Source organism: Paenibacillus sp. FSL K6-1330 (genome assembly GCF_037976825.1).
GTDB lineage: Bacteria > Bacillota > Bacilli > Paenibacillales > Paenibacillaceae > Paenibacillus_AQ.
In genome coordinates this window covers 4,107,835-4,129,318 of the sequence record NZ_CP150269.1, presented here as the reverse complement: position 1 = coordinate 4,129,318, position 21,484 = coordinate 4,107,835, and the positions used below count along the sequence as shown (strand labels likewise).

At 42.5% G+C, this 21,484-nt stretch carries 21 protein-coding genes and 1 pseudogene; 16 read left to right on the top strand and 6 right to left on the bottom strand.

What is annotated here, in order from left to right:
- The first annotated feature begins 109 nt into the window (after positions 1 to 109).
- The 5 genes from NYE54_RS18520 (at position 110) to NYE54_RS18500 (ending at position 4,853) form a co-directional block, all read left to right on the top strand.
- A complete protein-coding gene (locus NYE54_RS18520; protein ID WP_339265208.1) occupies positions 110 to 697 on the top strand; it encodes a dihydrofolate reductase family protein in 588 nt (195 codons plus the stop codon).
- Between the two features lie 335 nt (positions 698 to 1,032).
- A complete protein-coding gene (locus tag NYE54_RS18515) occupies positions 1,033 to 1,485 on the top strand; it encodes a MarR family winged helix-turn-helix transcriptional regulator (RefSeq protein ID WP_339265207.1) in 453 nt (150 codons plus the stop codon).
- A 24-nt stretch (positions 1,486 to 1,509) separates the two neighbouring features.
- Positions 1,510 to 2,034 carry a GNAT family N-acetyltransferase gene (locus tag NYE54_RS18510; protein WP_339265206.1) on the top strand — a complete coding sequence of 175 codons (525 nt, stop codon included), beginning with the start codon at positions 1,510 to 1,512 and terminating at the stop codon, positions 2,032 to 2,034.
- A gap of 47 nt (positions 2,035 to 2,081) precedes the next feature.
- A complete protein-coding gene (locus NYE54_RS18505) occupies positions 2,082 to 3,038 on the top strand; it encodes a VOC family protein (protein WP_339265204.1) in 957 nt (318 codons plus the stop codon).
- Between the two features lie 366 nt (positions 3,039 to 3,404).
- Positions 3,405 to 4,853, top strand: coding sequence for an MFS transporter (locus NYE54_RS18500; RefSeq protein WP_339265202.1), 1,449 nt, complete (start codon positions 3,405 to 3,407; stop codon positions 4,851 to 4,853).
- 323 nt (positions 4,854 to 5,176) lie between these two features.
- Here the strand turns inward: NYE54_RS18500 and NYE54_RS18495 are convergent, their stop codons facing one another.
- The 4 genes from NYE54_RS18495 to NYE54_RS18480 form a co-directional block, all read right to left on the bottom strand.
- Positions 5,177 to 6,526 (bottom strand): glycoside hydrolase family 64 protein, encoded by a 1,350-nt coding sequence (locus tag NYE54_RS18495; protein ID WP_339265200.1) that lies wholly within the window; start codon positions 6,524 to 6,526, stop codon positions 5,177 to 5,179.
- Between the two features lie 318 nt (positions 6,527 to 6,844).
- Entirely contained in the window at positions 6,845 to 7,591 is a 747-nt protein-coding gene (locus tag NYE54_RS18490) for an EcsC family protein (RefSeq protein WP_339265198.1), read from the bottom strand.
- 184 nt (positions 7,592 to 7,775) lie between these two features.
- Complete coding sequence (locus NYE54_RS18485; protein WP_339265196.1) at positions 7,776 to 9,596, bottom strand: alpha/beta fold hydrolase; 1,821 nt, start codon at positions 9,594 to 9,596, stop codon at positions 7,776 to 7,778.
- Between the two features lie 56 nt (positions 9,597 to 9,652).
- A complete protein-coding gene (locus NYE54_RS18480; protein ID WP_339265194.1) occupies positions 9,653 to 10,246 on the bottom strand; it encodes a TetR/AcrR family transcriptional regulator in 594 nt (197 codons plus the stop codon).
- A 399-nt stretch (positions 10,247 to 10,645) separates the two neighbouring features.
- Here NYE54_RS18480 and NYE54_RS18475 point away from each other — a divergent pair, with 399 nt between their 5' ends.
- Positions 10,646 to 11,407, top strand: coding sequence for a phosphotransferase (locus NYE54_RS18475; RefSeq protein WP_339265192.1), 762 nt, complete (start codon positions 10,646 to 10,648; stop codon positions 11,405 to 11,407).
- A 115-nt stretch (positions 11,408 to 11,522) separates the two neighbouring features.
- On the top strand, positions 11,523 to 11,699 hold the full coding sequence (locus NYE54_RS18470) for a hypothetical protein (protein WP_339265190.1): 177 nt from the start codon (positions 11,523 to 11,525) through the stop codon (positions 11,697 to 11,699).
- Between the two features lie 95 nt (positions 11,700 to 11,794).
- On the opposite strand, the gene NYE54_RS18465 is transcribed toward NYE54_RS18470, so the two are convergent.
- On the bottom strand, positions 11,795 to 12,388 hold the full coding sequence (locus tag NYE54_RS18465) for a class I SAM-dependent methyltransferase (RefSeq protein ID WP_339265188.1): 594 nt from the start codon (positions 12,386 to 12,388) through the stop codon (positions 11,795 to 11,797).
- Between the two features lie 666 nt (positions 12,389 to 13,054).
- Between NYE54_RS18465 and NYE54_RS18460 the strand changes: the two genes are divergently transcribed.
- Positions 13,055 to 13,414, top strand: a complete 360-nt coding sequence (locus NYE54_RS18460; RefSeq protein ID WP_339265186.1) for a VOC family protein — start codon at positions 13,055 to 13,057, stop codon at positions 13,412 to 13,414.
- 185 nt (positions 13,415 to 13,599) lie between these two features.
- Positions 13,600 to 14,991 (top strand): amino acid permease, encoded by a 1,392-nt coding sequence (locus NYE54_RS18455; protein ID WP_339265184.1) that lies wholly within the window; start codon positions 13,600 to 13,602, stop codon positions 14,989 to 14,991.
- A 166-nt stretch (positions 14,992 to 15,157) separates the two neighbouring features.
- On the opposite strand, the gene NYE54_RS18450 is transcribed toward NYE54_RS18455, so the two are convergent.
- Entirely contained in the window at positions 15,158 to 16,120 is a 963-nt protein-coding gene (locus NYE54_RS18450; protein ID WP_339265182.1) for an HTH domain-containing protein, read from the bottom strand.
- 112 nt (positions 16,121 to 16,232) lie between these two features.
- Here NYE54_RS18450 and NYE54_RS18445 point away from each other — a divergent pair, with 112 nt between their 5' ends.
- The 7 genes and pseudogenes from NYE54_RS18445 to NYE54_RS18415 all read left to right on the top strand — a co-directional run.
- Positions 16,233 to 16,712 carry a GyrI-like domain-containing protein gene (locus tag NYE54_RS18445; RefSeq protein WP_339265180.1) on the top strand — a complete coding sequence of 160 codons (480 nt, stop codon included), beginning with the start codon at positions 16,233 to 16,235 and terminating at the stop codon, positions 16,710 to 16,712.
- Positions 16,713 to 16,791: 79 nt separating this feature from the next.
- The gene (locus NYE54_RS18440) at positions 16,792 to 17,256 is read left to right on the top strand and encodes a phage tail protein (protein ID WP_339265178.1); all 465 of its coding nucleotides are present in this window, start codon (positions 16,792 to 16,794) and stop codon (positions 17,254 to 17,256) included.
- Between the two features lie 177 nt (positions 17,257 to 17,433).
- A complete protein-coding gene (locus tag NYE54_RS18435) occupies positions 17,434 to 17,712 on the top strand; it encodes a metalloregulator ArsR/SmtB family transcription factor (RefSeq protein WP_076321527.1) in 279 nt (92 codons plus the stop codon).
- Positions 17,713 to 18,096, top strand: coding sequence for a VOC family protein (locus tag NYE54_RS18430; RefSeq protein WP_339265176.1), 384 nt, complete (start codon positions 17,713 to 17,715; stop codon positions 18,094 to 18,096).
- A 175-nt stretch (positions 18,097 to 18,271) separates the two neighbouring features.
- Positions 18,272 to 19,615, top strand: coding sequence for an FAD-binding oxidoreductase (locus NYE54_RS18425; RefSeq protein ID WP_339265174.1), 1,344 nt, complete (start codon positions 18,272 to 18,274; stop codon positions 19,613 to 19,615).
- Positions 19,616 to 19,852: 237 nt separating this feature from the next.
- Positions 19,853 to 20,593, top strand: coding sequence for a metal-binding protein ZinT (locus tag NYE54_RS18420; RefSeq protein WP_339265172.1), 741 nt, complete (start codon positions 19,853 to 19,855; stop codon positions 20,591 to 20,593).
- 39 nt (positions 20,594 to 20,632) lie between these two features.
- Positions 20,633 to 21,469, top strand: a pseudogene (locus NYE54_RS18415) (PEP-utilizing enzyme); the annotation flags it as partial.
- Positions 21,470 to 21,484: the final 15 nt, after the last annotated feature.

The following is a 21,484-nucleotide window of genomic DNA, read 5'->3' as shown; positions in this document are numbered from 1 at the left end:
GGTCAATGGACACAAGAATGAAAAGTCTTCCCGTTCTTATTAAATAAGACATTAGATGACATAATGATGGGATACACTGAGTGGTAAATCCCGAAAGGAGTAATAAATCATGAGCCGAAGAATCATTTTAGATTTAGCAGTTACGTTAGATGGTTTTATTGAAGGGAAAAATGGGGAAGTAGATTGGTGCATTATGGACCCGGAGATGGGGTTTATGGATTTCTTAAATCAAATCGATACGATTTTGTATGGCAGAAAAAGTTATGATTTATGGGGGCAATTTACACCTGAAACGGATCATCCGGAAACTGAACAAGAATTATGGTCAATCGTTCACAGTAAAGAAAAATATGTGTTTTCAAGGACGCAAAAAGGGAGCGACCATAAAGCAACTTACATCAACAATCATATCCTTGAGGAAGTACATGCATTAAAGAATAAGCCAGGTAAAGACATCTGGTTATATGGGGGAGCAAGCCTTATTACAACCTTTATCCAGTTAGGGCTGGTTGATGAATTCAGATTATCGGTTCACCCTGTCATTTTGGGAGAAGGAAAACCGTTGTTTATGGATATCAAGCAAAGGTTGAATTTAAAGCTGGTAAATGCAAAAACGTTCTCCACTGGGGTTGTACAGCTCATCTATCATTCGGATGGGAATGAAGTGAACCATGTTAACCTTGAGAAGACGCCATAGTTAAAACATAGTTCTGTTTGATCAGTTCATGGATTTCTTCTTCTGGTACGGTGCCGTCAAGAATACGAGTGCAGCTTGAATCTAATGACCATTTCGATGAATAAGGACAATTCATTGAAGTGGTCTTTGTTCATGGAACGCCGCCTGAAAGTGCCGTGTCCTTCCCAATCCGAGGTTAATACGCATTATAAGTCGAGTGAATCAATTTATACTGGTCATTTTACGCACGCGATCTATTTATCATCTTATTTGTTGCAAATGCAACATAAATAGATTAAACTACATCTATATTTTTATTGCATTTACAACATGAATGAAAACGAGGGAGTCAAAGTATGAAAGGAATTCTTCGTGAAATTGGAATGATCGCAAGGGCATTAGATTCGATAAGCAATATAGAATTTAAAGAATATGACCTGACGAAAGGACAGTATCTGTACCTTGTTCGAGTATGTGAAAACCCAGGAATCATTCAAGAGAAGTTAGCTGAGATGATAAAAGTAGATCGAACAACTGCAGCCCGTGCTATCAAAAAGCTTGAACTTCATGGCTTTATTGAAAAGAAAGAAGATCAACATAATAGAAAAATCAAAAAACTCTTTCCAACAGTGAAAGGGAAACATGTATATCCTTTTATAAAAAGAGAACATGATTACTCCAATACGGTTGCATTAGAGGGACTTTCCGAAAGTGAAGTAGAAGTCATGTTTAATCTGCTGCAAAGAGTCAGAAAAAACGTTGAAAAAGACTGGGAGTTTGTAAAAAAGGGCAACAAGAGATTGTATTGAATTACTAAATGGAGGAGAAACCAATTGACTCTAAAAATAAGAAAGTGCACGTTAGAGGACCTAGGCTTACTTCAAGACATCAGTGTTGAGACGTTTTATGAGACATTTAAAGATCAAAATTCACCTGAAAATATGAATGCCTATTTAGAAAGAGCATTTAACTTAAACCAATTAGAAAAAGAGATATGCAATAACTCTTCGGAGTTCTATTTTGTTTATTCTAATGGAGAAATCGCCGGGTATTTAAAGGTCAACAGCCATGATGCTCAAACTGAATGGATGGGCATTGATTCGCTTGAAATCGAGAGGATTTATATTAAGGGCCAATATCAAAAACATGGGCTAGGCAAGTTTCTGCTGAATAAAGCTATGGAAATCGCGATGGAACGTAATAAAAAGAGCGTTTGGCTAGGCGTATGGGAACGAAATGAAAATGCTATTGCTTTTTATAAGAAAAAGGGGTTTGTTCAAACAGGAACCCATTCTTTCTATATGGGGGATGAAGAACAGAAAGACTTTATCATGACCAAAACATTCATAGAGCACTGAAATGGCTTTCAGCTATTAATATGGTTAGATAATGAGGAGGTTGTACGATGGGTACTGAAATTGACAAAATTCATCATGTCGGGCATGTTGTCCAAGATATGGAGACGGCATTGGAGCTGTATCGTAAGCTAGGCTTCGTATCCACGCCGCCGGCGTATCCGACGATGGCGGAACAAGAGGGGGAGACCCCTAAACCGTTGGGAGCAGCTAATGCTCACATCGACTTCGTCGAAAATTTTATTGAAATCGTAACGATCGTGAAGGAAGGGGGGAGAATTCCCGACGATGCCCATCTTATTCCACTTTCGGCTCCTCCAGCTGTAAGATCTCGAATCATTGCTTCGATCAAACGTACGGTTGCGACGATCTCTGGATGTCTTGCCCGCTTTGAGGGGACGCATATATTGGTCTTCTCTACTTTTGATGCAATCACTTCTGCAGCTCGTCTGGAACAGGGAAAAGTCGGACATGGAGGTGTAAGTACCGTACAACGTCCCGTGGAGACGAAGACTGGTACTCAAATGGTACCTGTACGTTTATTGGAAGTCGATGACGACCAAGTGTCCGAAGGACGGTTGGCATTTGCCGAAAATCCACCTTCGAACATATTGAAGACAAAGATTCATACGGATCATCCGAATGGGGCAATCGAGTTAGTCGAAACGATTTTGTGTGTCGAGGATCCGGAGCTTATAGCATGTGTGGAGCGTTATCAACTTTATTTGGGAGTCGAGCCGCAAACAGAAGGGAGGGAATTTATATTTGATCTCGGTGGTGGACGCATTATGATCATTTCCAAGTCCCATTTAACCGATTTTCTTCCTGGAGAAGCGCTCCCTTCTTTACCTGGATTCGTTGGATACGTGGTAAAAGTGCGCGATCTTTCTGTCACGAGGCTGTACCTTGAATCGAATGGCTTTTCTGTGCTCGAGACAGCGAGAGGTGATGTTTTTGTACCGGGTGCCTCACTTCATGGAACCACGCTCATTTTTAGACAAGGTTGAGAATTTCGAATTCCACTCGACGACGCTATTGCTCCTCTTCAATTTGTAAGCGTAGAACTTCATGTTCTGCGCTTTTTATTATTTCTGTATCTTTTTGTGTGAAAAATATAGGCGAATTTTGTTCCATTTAAGTATTTACATTAGCAGCAGAAGGAAGGGGAGAACTCTGTTGAGGGCTGCCTAAAATTTTATTATTGAATAAAAAATTTATTGACATTATAGGATAGGGGGGTATACTATAATTACAAATCTCACCGGTAAATAATGGTTTGAAATTAACTCACTTTCTAAGGCGGCCGCCGCGAGCGTTAATTTATTGAATCAAAAGAACCTGGTGATAAGTAGCTAAAGGAGGTTGGATTTATAATGTCAAAACAAGAGCAGGTTCTTTTACAAGCAGATCCAAAACGATGGATGGCACTAGCATTGTTATGTCTTGCGAATTTTATGGTGATTATGGATACATCGATTATCGGAGTTGCATTGCCAGCAATCAAAGAAGCGCTTGGATATACTCAGGAAAGTTTACAATGGGTCTTTAACGCTTATGTGATTTTCTTCGGGGGGCTCTTACTACTCGGTGGCCGATTATCAGACCTCTTTGGACAACGGCGCATGTTCATGTGGGGTTTCATGATTCTCACAGTAGCATCTTTACTCGCTGGTTTTGCATGGAACGAAGAGTCACTAAACATCGGTCGTGCACTGCAAGGATTCGGTTCCGCTTTAATAGCACCTTCAGCTCTAACCATCGTGATGATGTTGTTCAGCGGTAATCCTAAAGAATTGGGTAAAGCGCTGGGGTTCTGGGGTGCTTCGGCAGCTGCGGGAGGATCAGCAGGGGTATTTCTGGGTGGTGTTATAACGGAGTGGCTAAGTTGGCAATGGACCTTCTTAATTAATGTACCTGTTGGGATTGTCGCCTTACTCTTATCTCCTGGTCTTTTAGCAAAAGGTATACGCAGAAAAGGAAGCATCGATATAGCAGGATCCATATCGGTCACAGCATCATTGGTTTTAATCGTTTACGGCATCGTGACTGCAGAACATAATGGATGGGGAGCACCGATCACCGTGTGGACACTTATCGCAGGAGTGATATTGTTTATTCTTTTCCTCATCATTCAGCTAATCAAAAAGGAACCGCTTGTACCCCTTCGAATCTTTAAGGCGCCTAACCTGGCTGCCGGCAATATCGCGCTTATCATGTTATCTGGTGGTTGGATACCATTATGGTACTTCCTGAACCTTTATATGCAGCAGGTACTAAAGTTCTCAGCTTTCGCTGGAGGGATTGGTCTGCTCCCGATGACGATTTTGATTGCTATCTTCATGATCGTTATTACGGGCAAATTGATCGGTAAATTCGGTATAAAAGCAAACATTGTGATTGGATTGATTGCCCTTGGAGGCTCAATGCTCTTATTCTCAACCAATACGCCTGTGGATGGCAGTTTCCTTATCAATGTACTTCCAGCTTCACTTTTAGGTGCTCTCGGAATGTCTTTAGCCTATATTCCTTCTATGATGGCTGCTATGTCGGGAGCCAAGCCTGAAGAAGCGGGGCTTGCATCTGGACTCGCTAATACAAGCTATCAGATAGGATCAGCTATAAGCCTTGCTATCATGGTAGCGATCGCTGCATCAACTACGGCTTCCATATCAGATTCTAATCCTGTGGCAGCTCTTAATCATGGTTTTCAGCAAGCTTTCCTTTGGTCTGGAATCGTTGCTTTTGCGGGTGCGATATTAGCCTTGATGTTTATTCGTTCTCCTAAACCGACAGATTCATCAAACGTTCCGAAAGCGATGTAATCGTTGTGCAACAAAACTGAAGGGATGGCTAACCAGAGTAATGACTGCTGTTTTGCAACTAAAACGTAAACAGTAGGATTCATGCAATCTATTGATAGTTAAAAAACAAAAACGATGACTTTGTGGCATCGTTTTTGTTTATAATTGATGATTGAATTTATCAACTGTCGGTAGACAAAAACATATACATTTGCCGATTAGATGGATGCCTGATGTTGATCAACATTGGTCTGCTAGACAGGAAAAAGGAAACTTCATTCATACCAAGACGGCGTTTCTTTTTCCTATCGGCGATTTCCAACGCTTTAGCGTTCACTGAAGATTTACCAGCCTATGCGGATGATCAGACCTTTCGGATCGCCCACTTCAAGGTAAGCGGCCTGGCCGTTGACATCGTCATATGGAAACCCGTAGGCCAAACGGTTAATGCTGTGGTCGTGCCAGAATTTAGCGTAATAATTGGCAGGCGCAGCCTGATAGTAATTCGACACGTTATTCCAGTCATTAGTCGTATATACATGGCGATTGATGGCTGCACAGGTTGCCGCATCCGTTAAAGCGCCGTCGCATCGGAAAATATCCTGTGTACTGTATGGAGCGTACCCGCCGAAATAGTTGGCATTTGCGCCACCTTGTGCGAAAGAACCATGAATCGGCGCGACGATGCGATAAGGCGCATGAATCGTGGCCAGCGATTTGAAGGCGGCAGGAACTTCGGCCTGGAATTTGGCGAAGATTCCGTTTCGGGTTTCGTTTTCGAACTCACCTACGGTTTGATCGAAGGAACCGGATTTGTTGATCAGTCGATGCTGGATTGGAAAACCGAATCCGTCTACACGTGTCGTATTGCCGTGATAGCCAGCCGCGTCAATCGTGAATTCGACGAAATCGAAATAGATATCGCGGTTTGGATCGGTCGGATTGTTCAGATCGGGGCCGGCGAATCCATCGTTATAGGTCTTCAGGTACATTGGAGTGCCAACGCTAAGGAACATTCGACCTGACGTGATCCGGGGCAAGGTGACCCAGGAAGCATCGCTGACCTTGTGATAAATGTTGGCGTAGTTGATGCCGTTCTTGGTTAGATGTTCTGGTGCATCATTCAAGGCGCTGGAGATGGGGATCAGATTGCCATTGAGGTCCAGATAGCTCCACTGATTGTTAACGGGATTGATGCCGAGAACGCCCCAGTATATTTGCGAATCGGTATAAGCGCCATTGGTCCCGTTCATGATCTTCACCGAGACGGAGCCGTTTGGAGGCATGGGAATTGAGGACGGATGAATGTCATAAATGGAGCCGGAAGTAGAGGGAGGTGGAATGGATCCGGCGGTGTAAGTAAAGACACCGGTGTCGTAGGCTGGAGTTCCGTTATTGTAAGTAAAAGAATACGCAATCACGTGGCCGGTGGCCATGCCTGAGATGGCCTGTTCATATCGGGATTTGCTAGCGTTGTAAGCCATTCTGAAATTTTGCTGTTCTCCGCTGTTCACTTTATAATGCACATCGACCCAACTCGTATTGACGGCGGATTTGAACCATACGGTAGCTGTACTTCCGGATAAATCGACGCCCTGCGTATAGTCTGCAGCTTCGGCTTTCGTACCGAAGATGAAACAAGAGGTCAGCAGCAACGACAGGATCAGCAGGTAAGGCATTCTCTTTCGCATCATCAGAGTTCCTCCTTTAGTATGGGCATAAAATCAACTTCGCAATTGGGTTTGAAACGGCATCCCTCCTTTGTATGGCGGTGGAATATGGTTGTCTGACTTAGAATTAATGTGATCACAAAAAGGATTATAATTTGTTTTACCAAAATATAGTAGTATTGGAATTTCGGTCTGGGGTTCGCAATTTCGGATGTAGGCACATTCATCGCGAAGTAATGACAATTGAAGGCAAACCAAAAGACAGCTAATCATATGGATTAGCTGTCTTTGTTGTTTCCCAAGCAATGATGTTCCTTGGATGTATTTGACGACAGAGAGGGATCAATCCACAACCACGAAATCATCATGCAATCTGCGGAGGCGGTAAGCGTTCATAGCGAATTCACGCAATTCCTCAAGGATGCTGTAATTTGCCCATGCGCCTGCAATAGCGCCGATCCCAGGCACCATCTGCAGCATTTTCCGAAAGTCCATGGCGTCGCGATACTCGATCTGAAATGTCTCCCAGTCCATATTCTTGGCGTAATCGGCATCGGAGCGCCATTGTTCCTTTTCTATATGCCAATGCTTGATGGAATCGAGCAACCTTGCACGGTTTTCTGGCCCGGAAAATGTCATTTGAAATACCTTGAGAATGAATACCCGCTCGGAGAAGTGTTTCGTATCATAACCGTAAACATGGGCCAGCTCAAACAAATATTTCATCTTGATCGCAATTAAAGCTGGAAAGTCCACCATGCTAAGCATAATGCCGCCAGCCCCTGTTCCAGCGCCCTCGGCAACAGCGATTTTTTGGTACAGGGCAAACAACTCTTTCGCTTCTTGATCGGCAGCCTCCAATTCCAGTGTACGCTCCACCGCGCGACTTGGCGTATATTCCGCACCGAACAATGCCGTGCGAACGATTGATCGAATGGTGGTCGTAATGATGCTGTGCACCTTCGGGGGAATCAAATGATTGATCCGATTGCCGATGGTTTTCGATGTTTTTTCCAGCCATCCCGGCGGTTTGAACATTTTTTGTTCCCAGTCGGCAATTTCCCTCTGTATTTTATGTTTGTAATCCATGATCAATCGCTCCTCCAAAAGTCTTGGCTATATTGTAACGAATATTTCCTTGATTCGGAACAGGCCGCGGAAGGTAGCGTACCTCGACTAAAGTCCAGTTTCGCATAGAGTTAAGAATAAGATGTATGGGTTCATCCCCAAGGCTATCAAAGGTTATCTCATTTTCTTGATAGTTAGTAGCAGGTTATTGGATCCACTTTTGAATCCATTGTGCAGTTATTTCCGGATGGGAAATGGGGAACTGATGTCCTAACGGTAAGTAAGTGATTGGATTGCGGCTCCATTCATTCGGAACAGAATACTCCAAATCTTTATCTCCCCAAAGGATGTTTAGCTTGTTCAAATCAATCCCGTCAGGATTCGCTTGAATCGAATGGGGGTTAGAAATAGCTGACATTACTTCCGAATTAGATGTTCTAACTCGAGGCGACTGCAAATCTTCCATCACGTAATCTAAATAGGAATCAGGGATCTCCTTCTCATTCAAAAAGCTTCCGTTTGCCAAGAGCCTTCTTTTGAACATCGATTTATTCATCAGTGATAAAAAGAACTTTGTTACATGGGAAGAGCGATATTTGTAATGTGCGGGATGTAAAACAGGTTGCAATAAAATTAACTTTTTAATTCGCTCTTGAAGTTGTTCTGCTGCGTGCGCTGCGACCAATCCTCCAAAAGAATGTCCTATTAAGATAACCGGTGATTGAAAGCTAAGGATCAAATCAACAACGGAATTGATGTATCCAGCCATCGTTTGGGGATTGTGATGATAAGGTGACCGTCCGAAACCAGGCAGATCTACAAGCCAAATCGGTTGGTGAGGCAAGGAGTTTGCCAATGGAATAAAGCAATCCGCACCAGCAAATGTACCATGGAGCATGATGATCGGTATTCCGTTTCCTTCCCTAACCAGTGCAGTCAAGTTCCCAACCCGGCTATTGTGAAAATTATCGGAATAGATTGAATCCTTATGGGACAAACGATAGTCCAAGTCAGTAATAACAAAAGGCAAGGTAGTTTGTTGAAGCGATATATTCAAATTGTGTTTATATCCCATTTCTTTTATTGATGTTGTAGGGAAATCAGGCTTCACAATAAATTCCATAGAGGCTTCAGGGATTTTTACTAATTTTCCTACTCCCATACGAAGTAAACTTTTCATTAATTTTAGCGAAACTGTGCCTACAGGAGCTTTTACACGAACTTCTTTTGCGATTGCTGTAACGAGCTCCTTCATGTTAGGAGTATTATATTTCTCATCCAGCAAAAAATATGTGTTGTTTAGCGGTTGCTCCTCCTCAACTAAGGCAGATACCAAAGAGGCAACATGATCCACATGAACCATAGGAATCCAGTGTTCTTTTCCTCCAGGGACAAAAGGCATTAGTTTTCTCCTAGTGGAATCGACCAAAATACTTAAACCACCGAGCTGCTCTGTCTTTCCAGTTATGGAATCTCCAATTACGACGCTGGGGTTAACGACAGACAAAGGTATGCCTAGATCATGCATGGTTTGTCGAATATACATATCCGCTTTAAATTTCATTTGTTCATAGGGCGGGGCTTTCTCTAGATGGAAGCCCGTCTGATCATCTGAGAAATTCTCCTCGTTATATGGACTCATAAATCCGACTACGTGAATGAATTGCTTCAAAGCTTTCTTTTGATGAACCGATCGAGCAATTGAGGCAATTTCCTTGGAGGCTTGAAGAAAGACCCGTTCTGCTGCGCTTTGATCCAGTTCTATGTTCATAGGGCCACCTGCATGAATAATGATATCGGAATCCATGACTAGCCGTAGGTCATTCCCCTTTAACCCCAGATTTGGCTGGGTTAGGTCGCCCAGGACGGGAACCACATTTTGATGTCCAGAAGGCACTAATGAGTTTACCATGTTGTTGAATTTGTTCATGGAACGAACCAAGACAATGGTGCGATGATGTTTTGGCATAAGCTTTATGATCTGTTTGCCGATAAAACCAGTCCCGCCTGTCAAAAAAATATTCATAGTTGAAATTTACTCCTTCGATCTAGTACTGTTCAGTACTAATAATGGACAAAAAATTACTTCTTTAGCAAAAATGCTATAGAAGTAAGGATATTATTTAATAATAAGGGGTTGTTTGTGGCTTTGGTGAGGAACAGTCCGCCTTCTATTGAAGAGATAATCAGTGCTGCTGTTTGTTTAATAGGTGTTTGTTCCGGTAATTCTTTATTTCGAATGGCTTCCGATAACAGTTTTTCGAGTAGATTGGTTTGATGCTCGAAGAAATCCTTAACCATTTCTTGGACTTTGATCAAGTCATTAGAAACTTGAGTAAAGAAGGTAATAAACGGGCATCCTCCTAAGTAATCAGTTCCAGCATTATCTTCAGTTATAGCTTTCAAGAGACTTTCTAACTTTTCAGTTACGGACAAGTCCGATCGGCCTAGAACGGTGTCGATCCGCTCTTGATAATGAATGATAAACTGGCTCATAATTTGTAGCAACAAATCCTCCTTACTTTTGAAGTGATAATAAATGTTAGTTTTTGAAACTTTACAATGGTCAACGATATCATCCATGCTTGTTAGCTGATAGCCTTTTGTTAGGAACAAATGTGCGGCAACTTGTAGTACGATATCACGATTCGATTTTCTTTTTCTTTGTTTTTCCATACTAGTACTATATAGTACTAGTTTGAGAGTGTCAACTAGAGGAACCTGATGCTTCAGTGCTAACAAATAACATATTCAAAATATAATATTGTAGACATGACGCTCCGGGACTGCTGTCTTTGCTTGATGGGTAAAACGGATGAGATAAGGTGTTAAGGTAAAATAGGACCATTTAAGTTTTGCACCGAGCCGAAGACACCTCATCTTTAGTTTTTATCGATTAATGTCTTGTTGCGTCAAAAACTTGTTAAGCGAATGGGAAGGATTAACTATAACTGTAATCTACCTTCAATTATGTATTACAGATGATATAATTCGGTAAGATAGCATGTAAATAAATTGAATAATCCGGTTATGTTTCCCAAATCGAATGTATGAAATAGTTAAAGGAGAGATGCTATGAATTTTAATGAGGTTGTTTCAATCGGTGATACATATTTGCTTCCGTTAATATCAGAATTGTACGGGTTGGAGGGTTATGAAATCCAGCTGATTCCACCCCATGATGGAGGGCGGAATGTCGTATATACATGTGAGAAAGAAGGAGCCAACGCAAAAATACTCCGAATCGCTTTTTTACCTGACAGAAGCCGGGAGGATTTTCTGGGTGAAGTAGAATATGTTCGGTATCTGTTCGAGCATGGAGGCAGTGTCTCCAATGTAATCAGCTCCCGGAAGAAGAAGCTGCTAGAGGAGATTACCTATAATAATCATACCTTCTTTATCTGCCTGTTTGAAAAGGCTACGGGAAAAATGCTGGTAGAAAATCATTATCGGTACCGGGATGGAGCTCCAATTACCGAATATTTTTATAACTGCGGTAAAGTCCTGGGGAAACTGCACCACATATCAAAAGGGTATACACCTGTCCATCGCCGGCATCATTTTTTTGACAAATTCAATGCCGAATATATCGATAAACTGATTCCTGAGTCCTTACCTCAGCTTAAGGAGAAGCTGGTAGAGCTCCTTAATACTCTACAAGGATTGGACAGGAACCAAGAGACTTTTGGTATGATCCATTTTGATTACAACGATGGGAATTATTCAATAGATTTTGATACAGGGCAAATCAGCGTATATGATTTCGATAATTCATGTTTCGGTTGGTATATGTTTGACTTGGCCAGTGTCTGGGGAAACGGAGTGGGACGCCGGTAAACGTAAAAAGTTTATGGATGATTATTTTGAAACCGTCCTCGCGGGATACAGGTCCGAGACCACGATCGAAGATTCGATGTTGGATCAGTTGTCTTTATTTATTCAGGTGGGTGTCATGGAAAATATTGTTGATGCATTCGAGGTAATGCAGAACAACGGTGAGGAGCCGGAGTGTGACGAAGGACTGTCGTATCTTATAAAATGCATGGAAGACGATATCCCGTATGAAGGATTTTTTCATGAGATTTACTCGAGTGAAGAACCCTTTGAGTATGAGGAACGAAAGATTTAGTCTTTTAGCAGCCTTTGATAATATGCGGGTGACGATTGAATCTGATATTAAGTCAGAAACTAAATGGGATGGAGAATTAAATTCACAGGAGCTTACTAATTTAGCTGCTTGGTTGGCTCCGCCGTAAAGTAAATTTCGTTATATAACATGCACTTTGTAAACTTCTTTATGACCTCACATTCGTATTGCCCTTTTTGAAATAAATTTAGGTAACTAATCTCGCTGCGGATGTATTTCCCATCATCGTACCAGTTCATAAATCGATTGTTAAATGTTCTGTTCATACAAAAATACGGCTCCATGACAATAACCTTCCCACCTGGTTTCAAAACTCGCTCAAACTCGATCAAATATGAACGAATCTGATCATCTGATATATGATGAAGAACGGCAACGACAAAGATATAGTCAATGGTATTTTTCTCTACAGGGATCTGGTATTCATCAAATATTTCAAATTTATGGTTGGGGTACAGCCTTTTGGCGAGACGAACCCGATCCATATTGGGTTCAATGCCAAGATACCGATCTGAATGACAAAGAGAGCAATTGGCTCCAGTACCCGACCCAAAATCAAGAATGAACTTATTCTCCAATTGGAAATGGTTTTGGATATGGTCATGGATGTATTTTTTTGTAATCCATTGGGGACGGACAAACCAGTGATACAGGCGCGGGGATAGAGGCATAGTGTAAACAAGTCACCACCTTATTTTATGTAACTCAAAAGTTAATTTAACTCATTATGGCATTCGATATACTTAGAAAACATAACCGGTTTCCTTCGTTTTAAGAAAAGCAAACCGTTTGTATAAACAAAGCAGCCGGAGCTTTGAATCCGACTGCTTTATTCTTTTTACTGTTCAAGAAAATTATTGAATAGACCTCATCATTCGACCCCATGCATTTCTATTCGACCTACGTCTATATGCCATTCCAATGAGTGTGGCACCGACACCTACAGCTAATAAAGACATGACGGTTTTCTGATTATTGATTTTGAAAGGGATCATCCGCTGCATACCATTTCACTCCTTTTTCTGGGATATTTGTTCGGGCTTCGAACTATCGTATTATGGGTAGGTTTTTAACTCTTCATTCAGAAAAAGTATGGTTACCATTTTGTTTTACCATTTGTTTTCCTTCAAAGAACACTTGGGTCCATGGGGTTCACGCATCAGGATGTTCGCAAAGAGCTTGCGGTATTTAGCGGCGTTGTATTTTTAACGTCTTCTATGGTCCAGTTTTCAGTGATCTGATATTTGCCCGTTGATTGGTGTCTGGCTTGATCGATGGAATCGTAAGTTCACAATGATGGGTGTTGACAGTTCATTGCGGTTTCCCTTAAAAACATTATGAAAATCATTGTGACCAGTATATTTGTTCAAGATCAAGACAAGGCACTTGAGTTTTATTCAGAAAAGCTGGGGTTTGTCAAAAAGGAGGACGTTCTCGTCGGAGAATTTAGGTGGATAACGCTTGTTTCTCCCGATGAGGAAGAGGGTACCAAGCTTTTACTCGAACCGAATGACCATCCTGCCGCCAAAGAATATCAGAAGAAGATACTTGCCGATGGCATCCCAGCAACGATGTTTGGGGTTGCAGATATTAATAAAGAGTATCATCGATTGTTGGAAAACGGCGTGAAGTTTACGATGGAGCCGACAAAAATGGGCGAACTCACAATAGCTGTCTTCGACGATACATTTAAATGAGATTGATGTCATTCTAGAATAGTAGGGCCCCTTGTAGGTTTACCAAATGAATATAATTGTTTTCATAGGAACAAGCTACTACAATTGGATTAGCGTGTATAAAACAAAATTGGCGTCTACTTCTTATGAGATTTTGCAACTTGTCCAAATGAACAGCAAAGAGAGCAGCAGAGGGGGAAACTGCAATGAAAAACAATGAATTAAAGAGAGGGCTCGAAGCTCGTCATATTCAGATGATTGCTTTAGGCGGCACAATCGGTGTCGGATTATTTATGGGCTCTGCAAGCACGATCAAATGGACAGGTCCTTCGGTGATGCTTGCGTATGCAATTGTAGGGGTATTTATATTTTTCATCATGCGCGCAATGGGGGAAATGCAGTATGTAGAACCGAACACGGGGTCATTTGCGACCTTTGGACATAAGTACATTCATCCTTTGGCAGGGTATGTGACGGCTTGGAGCAACTGGTTCCAATGGGTTATTGTCGGGATGGCGGAGATCATTGCTGTTGGGACGTATATGAAGTACTGGTTTCCGGATTTACCAGCCTGGATACCAGGGCTCGTCGCAATCCTGATTCTCGGTGCAGCCAACCTATTCTCTGTGAAATCATTTGGTGAATTTGAGTTTTGGTTTGCGATGATTAAAATCGTTACCATCGTCCTGATGATTGTTGCAGGGTTTGGTCTGATTTTGTTCGGAATAGGCAACGGTGGGCATGCGATTGGATTTTCGAACTTGTGGCAGCATGGGGGCTTTTTTACTGGCGGGTGGTCGGGGTTTTTCTTTGCTCTCTCGTTAGTGATCGGGGCCTATCAAGGAGTCGAACTGATCGGGATTACAGCAGGTGAGGCAAAAAACCCGCAAAAAACGTTAATGCGCGCGACGCAAAGTATTATCTGGCGGATTTTGATCTTCTATATTGGCGCGATTTTTGTGATTGTTACGGTCTACCCTTGGAATCAATTGCAAGCCATCGGCAGCCCGTTCGTTGCTACATTTGCGAAAATCGGCATTACTGCAGCGGCGGGGCTGATCAATTTTGTTGTCATCACAGCTGCCATGTCAGGTTGTAATAGCGGGATTTTTAGCGCAGGACGCATGCTTTATACATTGGGAGTCAATGGACAGGCACCGAAAATATTCACGAAACTGTCCCGAAACGGCGTGCCCTTGCTTGGAACGATTGGCGTACTCGTGGGATTGGGCATTGGCGTGATCTTAAGTTATATTTCACCCGAAAACCTGTTTGTGCACGTGTACAGCGCCAGCGTACTTCCCGGTATGGTACCGTGGTTTGTCATTCTAATCAGTCAAATCAATTTCAGAAAAATCAAGGGGGATGCCTTGCAGCATCATCCGTTCAAAATGCCTTTCGCCCCGGTGACAAACTATGTGACCATTGCCTTTTTGCTTATGGTACTGGTCGGTATGTGGATGAACGATGAAACTCGCATTTCCCTGATTTCCGGCATTATTTTCTTAGGTATTGTTGTGATGAGTTATTACGCTTTTGGGGTTGGCAAGGCAGCTCCAATACACGATCAAACCAATCATGAAAATAGCAACAAATGAATTGGAAGACTTCCATTTGAAGATACTAATAAACATCCCATTCTCACCAAAAGAGAAATGGGATGTTTTAATTTGAAAGTTGAATCTATGCTTGTCTGGATATGCGAAAATAAGGGGGAGCTGGAACTGGCCAAGCTCATAATCATATGGGTTTAACTGGTACTGCTTATGGGCAGTATAAGTTTAATCTCTCTTGTAAACCTACTAAGACTTCTTCCGGTATCTCCCTGACCTTGATATCTCCACCTAGGAAAAGCAGCCAATTGGTTATTTCGGTTAATTCTTCTGAATGATGAACATTGATAAAAGTCTTTAAGGTGGCTGTGGTTTGGTAAGGATTCGTATATGAAACTGAAAACTTTAAAGGATGGTATTTTTTGAACTGGGCAATCGCCTTTGGACCGAGATCAAGGACAAGGTTGATTTCTTCTTCCTGCTTACTTAGTTGTTCTAATATCTTTTTCTTACTTACTCTTTTTTTCGTAGGGTATGGTTCTACATGGGTGAGATTGTCGACAGGTACAATCCGCCTCTTTTCTTCCTCCAAGTCAAAACCTTCAATTAGCCATAAGCTTTTTTCACGATAAAGATGCAAGAGATACATGGGATAAGACTTTATTACCTTCTCTTCTTTGATGGAAAGCCATAAACATCTGTCCAGAAGCAGGACCTGAATGAGTTTATCTAACATCGGATGGGGCAGGTCAGACAGATCAAGAAGGTCGGGGTTATGAGGGTTGGTTCCTTCAAAAAGCAATATCTGATTTAACAGAACAAGGTCATCTTGCTGGTTTTCCGAGATGAGCCCTAGTAATTTTTCAGCTAAAGATTGACGACTCTTTAGATAAGGGAGTTGTTGATTTCTTGTCGCCATAAAGGCAATAAACAAAGCTTTAATTTCATTATCGGTAAAGCGGACTGTAGGCAGGACAGAGTTGTTCATGACAAAATAACCCCCATCCCTCCCAACTTCAGCGACAAGTGGCATCCCCATCGCTTCAATTTCTCTGATATCTCGAATCGCTGTCGAGCGAGAGATATTAAATTCCTGCATGATTTCAGATATGGTAAAGTGGGCACGATTATTGATATAGCGCATGATGATATTAATTCGTTCAACTTTTTTCATAGGGCCTCCCCTAAACAGTATCATTTTTTGACACGATTTAAGGTTATTATAAACCCATCAAGTGAAAAGACAAATCATTTGATAAATTTATAAAAAGAGGAAGGTTTTGAATATGACAAATTTTACGCTTGAGGAAAAAGACAGCTTTATCGTTTTAGGAATTGGAACTGAGCTGCAGAGCGATTACACAGACTATGCTGGCATAAACCAAGAGAAAGCAGACTTTTGGGAGGCTGTGAAACAAGATGGTAGGCTTGATACTCTGAAGACCATCGCCGCAAATGACTACATTTTTGCCGTGAACGAAGCGGTTAATAATAAGATGATGTATTATGCTGGTGTTATGACAGAGGCATCTCTACCCGAAGCAACCAGGGTTATTCAGTTTCCTAAGGGGGAATACCTTGTTGTTAAAGGGGAAGGGAAGACGGTTGAAGAGTTGAGTAATACACTTACTGGCATTGCCTTCGGACAAGTTTTGCCGGAAGCACAGAATTTTGCCTATGTTGGTGGGCCAAATGCAACGGTTGAGATGGGGCAGCGAAACGGGCTAGTATTTGGTGAAGTATGGATTCCCGTTGTTAGGAAATAAGTGAACACTTCCGATGCAAGCTTTGCTCGAAGCAGGTTCTAAGTAGTAACGCTCACAAAATTTTTTAGGAGGGATGAATATGTCCTATATCGTTGATTTTAAAAATGTGTCTACGGTTGGTTTAGAATCTTCCTCCGCAGCAGAAGCGCTTGCTGGTTTACGAGCGAATGAAGCCCGTTACTTTATGAACAAATACAAGCATGAATTTACGGTTGTACCAGCAAGCGAAAGCCAGGAGACCCTGGATTATGTAAACCGAATTTTAAAAGAAGAACGTGATATTGAGTTTGCGGCCAAACCATTAGAAACGTCGCGTTTTCAAGTGGAGAACATCCAATTTGCCTACGTCTTTTATGAGGATGGTCTTGGACTCAACGTCATGTATACGATTGATGACCCTAAGAAGCGGGCCGTTGGTTTTAAGCTTTCTGAGGGGATGGAGGTACCACCGGAGTTAGAAGGAAAGTTTAAGTTTGCCAGGCAGAAGTCTAAATTAGCTGGAACGATTCGAGGCTCTTTTTTCGTCATTAAGGGAGAATATTAAAGTCTTCATCAGTAGTAACTCGAAAAGCAAACACGCCTTGCGGCGTGTTTTTTGCTTTTTGCAGCATTTCATCCAATCGCTCATGATGTGCATAGTCCGACCTCGCGATCGCTGTTTAAGCAACCCTACAGTTGCTTATTATTGACAGGCAACCGTAGGGTTGCTTATAATGGATATATGAATTGGGACAAAGACGCTATATTCAAAGCACTAGGTGACTCGACTCGGCGGCTTATTTTAGACGAACTATCCGAACGCAACGAGCTTACGTTGTATGAACTAACGGTACGTCTCATTATGAAGCACGACCTGTCCATTTCGCGACAAGCGATAGCCAAACATCTTTCTACATTAGAAGATGCAGGGCTCGTAAAATCAAAACGAAAGGGAAAATATCGAGTAGTTATATTCAACAACGAACCACTTAAAAATTTGCTGAAAGGATGGATAGAGTAAATGAAGATCATTGTTACCAGTATATTCGTACAAGATCAAGACAAGGCACTGGAGTTTTATACAGAAAAGCTGGGGTTTCTAAAAAAGGAGGACGTTCCCGTCGGAGAATTCAGGTGGATAACGCTTGTTTCTACCGATGAGCAAGGCGGTACCGAGCTTTTACTCGAACCGAATGACCATCCTGCTGCCAAGGATTATCAAAAGAAGATATTTGCCGATGGGATCCCAGCGACAATGTTTGGTGTGGCGGATATTCAACAAGAGTATAAACGATTAGTGGAAAAAGGCGTGAAGTTTACGATGGAGCCGACAAGAATGGGCGAACTCGCAATAGCTGTATTCGACGATACATGTGGCAACCTTATTCAGATTGTGCAAAAGTAATACACATAAAGAAGTCGCGGAATCCGCGGCTTTTTTTGTTTTATACCCAAAACAATATAAAACCTTATTAGCTTCAGCCCATACGCGACATCGAACTCCTTCATACGTTATATGTAACCTGCCTAATTGGTGGATGAAAAGTATGATCATGTATTAATAAGGAGTTGGATAGATCGTGAAATCAGAAATTAAGCTTACAGGGCGAGTGATTTTTAAGGGTGATCCTGGTTATGAAGCCGCTCGTAAGAATTGGGATCCACATACGGACAGATTCCCTAAAGTTTTTGTCTTCGCTCAAAAAACACAGGATGTTGCCAATGCCATAAGATGGGCACGTAAAAATAATGTCCCTATTCGTCCGAGAAGCGGAAGGCATGCTCTAGAGACCAACCTTTCACAGGTTAATGGAGGCATTGTCATCGACGTTAGCCAAATGAAGAACATTAAGTTGAATAAAAAAAGTGGCACTGCTGTAATTGAGACAGGTAATCGGGTAGGAAGAATTGTAGATACGTTGGCGCGGCAAGGCTATATGGCTCCATTTGGTGACAGTCCAACGGTTGGTATCGGCGGAATCACACCTGGCGGGGGAATTGGGCCGCTGCAAAGAACGACAGGCCTCATCTGCGATAATCTGGTCGAACTCGAAATGGTTGATGCTAAAGGGAGAGTCATACGGGCGAACAAAAAACAAAACTCCGACCTCCTGTGGGCTACCCGCGGCGGCGGTGGCGGTAACTTCGGCATATATACCAAATATAAATTAAAAGCACTGCGCGCTCCAGCCCAAGCTACCGTATTCCGCATCACCTGGCCATGGGAGCAGTTCGAAAAAGTCGTAAAAAAGTGGCAAGTATGGGCACCTAACGCCAGCACCAAGTTGGGCAGCGAATTAAGCATCGGTCCCAAAAAAGGCGGGAATGTCAGTATGTTGGGGGTGTACCTGGGATCAAAAAGCGAGGCCATCCGCCAGTTAGAACCTATTCTTAGCGTGGGGACGCCTACTCAAAAAACCATCCGGTTGCTACCATATATAGAAGCCACGAAGTTTTTGCTGGCTCCCGATCCGATTCTTACCCAAAGGTTTAGCAACCAGTTCTCGAGCGGCTTCGGAAGACGCCCATTCCCGGATAAAGCCTTTAAAGTCATGCGTGAGTTTTTAGAAAAAGCAGAGGGAGGAACCCCAGCCGGTTTCTACTTCCTTAACTGGGGTGGGGCTGTAAGCCGTATCGCACCTAAAGCTACAGCATTCTATTGGCGAAAAGCTAAATTCTATGTCGAATGGAACAGCTCATGGGTGAAGCCATCTCATGCGGCTAGAAATATTGCCTTAGCCAGAAACACCAGGAAGAAACTGCAGCCTTATATTGTAGGGTCCTATATTAACGTTCCGGACCAAGGCATAAAATGTTCAGGGCCGGTTTATTATGGAAAGAACTTTGCCAGATTAAGAAAAGTAAAAGCCAAATACGATCCGAAAAATGTATTTAACAATCCGCAGAGCATTCCACCGGCTTAAAGAAGCAGAGCAGCAAAGCAACTATGGTTTGGATTCAGATAGTTTGAAAATCGTAGGGAGGTAAATAAGCAGCAAGATGCTAAGCATCGTTTATAACCAGAAGGGCCATTCTGTGTGGGATGGTCCTTTTTTTGAGTTGCTTCTATTTCGTAATCATTACGATTTATATTGACAAAGGTAAATCCCCACCGTATAATCCTTAATCGTAATGATTACTATTAAATGGAGGGATAAAGTATGAAACTTAAACTTGGGATGGGAGTAATTTTAGTAGCATTGGGGTTATTGTTTGCAGGGTGTCAAAGCACTGATCCGAATGAGAATCGTCCTATCAATGAGACTGAGGCAGACAGCGGTACTCATGAAAGCAGCAACAATCATAGTCATGATGATGAGGACGACCACAACCATAACCACAACCACAATCATGATGAGGAAGCAGAAGCGATCTACAAGGGGTTCTTTGATGACACCCAAATCCAGCATCGTACACTGTCAGATTGGGAAGGAGACTGGCAATCGGTTTATCCATACTTGCTGGATGGAACACTGGATGAGGTGTTTGTGCACAAAGCGGAGGATACCGGAAAAATGACGGCGGCAGCGTACAAGGAATATTATGAAGTCGGCTACAAGACCGATACGGAACGTATTGTCATCGAAGGTGACACCGTCACGTTTTTCACGAACGGTCAGGAGCAGTCGGTCGAATACCAAGCCGATGGATACGAAATACTGACTTACGAAGCAGGTAACCGCGGGGTCCGTTACATATTTAAGTCGGTTGATGACATCGAGGGACTGCCTCGCTACATTCAATTTAGCGACCATCGCATCACGCCAAGCAAGTCTGATCATTTCCATTTATATTGGGGAGACGACCGCAGGGCTTTACTTCAAGAGGTTACGAATTGGCCTACCTATTACCCGTCCGCAATGGATGGCCATAGCATTGCCCATGAAATGATGGCACACTAACGGCTTCGATGCTCGATATCGGCATTCTGGAGTACATCACCGTTGATTCTGGGTAACATCAAAAACTTTGAACCTAATGAAAGCGGTCGGAAATTTGAGAAGGGGCAACAGGAGGCTTTAAAAAAAGAAAAAGAACTATTAGAGCGATTGAAGCAATTGCCAGATGGTGAACAAAAAGCCAAAGAAACCAAACGAATGATCGACCTTATCCGGAATTTCATCGGTTATCGGGAATATCCAAAATACGGCATGGTGAATCGCTACTTCGTTTATAAGCAGGCTTTACTCAAAGAAGCCGAACAACTCGTACAAGCGGGCGTTATTCAGGAAAGAGAAGATATATATGATCTCACGTTTGAAGAACTTCACGAAGTCGTATGCACCAATAAACTGGATGACCCGGGTTGCATGGTCGAGCAGCAAGCGAATCTTGCGACCAGACAGATCATCAGCAAACGAAAAGACGAGTACAAATTGTATGAAAAACTAACTCCTCCACGTGTTATCACGTCGGATGGTGAAATCATTGCAGGTAAGTACAAACGAGAAAATCTTCCAGCCGAAGCGATTGTAGGTCTAGCTGTTTCTTCCGGTGTTATAGAAGGGCGAGCACGTGTCATCTTAAACATGGAAGATGCGGATCTGGATGATGGAGATATATTAGTCACCTCCTTTACAGATCCCAGCTGGACACCTTTATTTGTATCCATAAAAGGCCTGGTCACCGAAGTGGGTGGATTGATGACCCATGGAGCCGTTATCGCGCGTGAATATGGCTTACCCGCCGTTGTCGGGGTGGAAAATGCCACTAAGCTGATAAAAGATGGGCAACGAATTCGCGTGCATGGAACAGAAGGGTATATCGAAATATTGTGATGACTGAATAGGTGA

Excerpts from the sequence above, each read along its gene's own strand:
- NYE54_RS18520 (WP_339265208.1), top strand. The coding sequence starts at position 110 with ATGAGCCGAAGAATCATTTTAGATTTAGCAGTTACGTTAGATGGTTTT.
- NYE54_RS18515 (WP_339265207.1), top strand. The coding sequence starts at position 1,033 with ATGAAAGGAATTCTTCGTGAAATTGGAATGATCGCAAGGGCATTAGAT.
- NYE54_RS18505 (WP_339265204.1), top strand. The coding sequence starts at position 2,082 with ATGGGTACTGAAATTGACAAAATTCATCATGTCGGGCATGTTGTCCAA.
- NYE54_RS18500 (WP_339265202.1), top strand. The coding sequence starts at position 3,405 with ATGTCAAAACAAGAGCAGGTTCTTTTACAAGCAGATCCAAAACGATGG.
- NYE54_RS18495 (WP_339265200.1), bottom strand. The coding sequence starts at position 6,526 with ATGATGCGAAAGAGAATGCCTTACCTGCTGATCCTGTCGTTGCTGCTG.
- NYE54_RS18490 (WP_339265198.1), bottom strand. The coding sequence starts at position 7,591 with ATGGATTACAAACATAAAATACAGAGGGAAATTGCCGACTGGGAACAA.
- NYE54_RS18485 (WP_339265196.1), bottom strand. The coding sequence starts at position 9,596 with ATGAATATTTTTTTGACAGGCGGGACTGGTTTTATCGGCAAACAGATC.
- NYE54_RS18480 (WP_339265194.1), bottom strand. The coding sequence starts at position 10,246 with ATGGAAAAACAAAGAAAAAGAAAATCGAATCGTGATATCGTACTACAA.
- NYE54_RS18475 (WP_339265192.1), top strand. The coding sequence starts at position 10,646 with ATGAATTTTAATGAGGTTGTTTCAATCGGTGATACATATTTGCTTCCG.
- NYE54_RS18470 (WP_339265190.1), top strand. The coding sequence starts at position 11,523 with ATGGAAAATATTGTTGATGCATTCGAGGTAATGCAGAACAACGGTGAG.
- NYE54_RS18465 (WP_339265188.1), bottom strand. The coding sequence starts at position 12,388 with ATGCCTCTATCCCCGCGCCTGTATCACTGGTTTGTCCGTCCCCAATGG.
- NYE54_RS18460 (WP_339265186.1), top strand. The coding sequence starts at position 13,055 with ATGAAAATCATTGTGACCAGTATATTTGTTCAAGATCAAGACAAGGCA.
- NYE54_RS18455 (WP_339265184.1), top strand. The coding sequence starts at position 13,600 with ATGAAAAACAATGAATTAAAGAGAGGGCTCGAAGCTCGTCATATTCAG.
- NYE54_RS18450 (WP_339265182.1), bottom strand. The coding sequence starts at position 16,120 with ATGAAAAAAGTTGAACGAATTAATATCATCATGCGCTATATCAATAAT.
- NYE54_RS18445 (WP_339265180.1), top strand. The coding sequence starts at position 16,233 with ATGACAAATTTTACGCTTGAGGAAAAAGACAGCTTTATCGTTTTAGGA.
- NYE54_RS18440 (WP_339265178.1), top strand. The coding sequence starts at position 16,792 with ATGTCCTATATCGTTGATTTTAAAAATGTGTCTACGGTTGGTTTAGAA.
- NYE54_RS18435 (WP_076321527.1), top strand. The coding sequence starts at position 17,434 with ATGAATTGGGACAAAGACGCTATATTCAAAGCACTAGGTGACTCGACT.
- NYE54_RS18430 (WP_339265176.1), top strand. The coding sequence starts at position 17,713 with ATGAAGATCATTGTTACCAGTATATTCGTACAAGATCAAGACAAGGCA.
- NYE54_RS18420 (WP_339265172.1), top strand. The coding sequence starts at position 19,853 with ATGAAACTTAAACTTGGGATGGGAGTAATTTTAGTAGCATTGGGGTTA.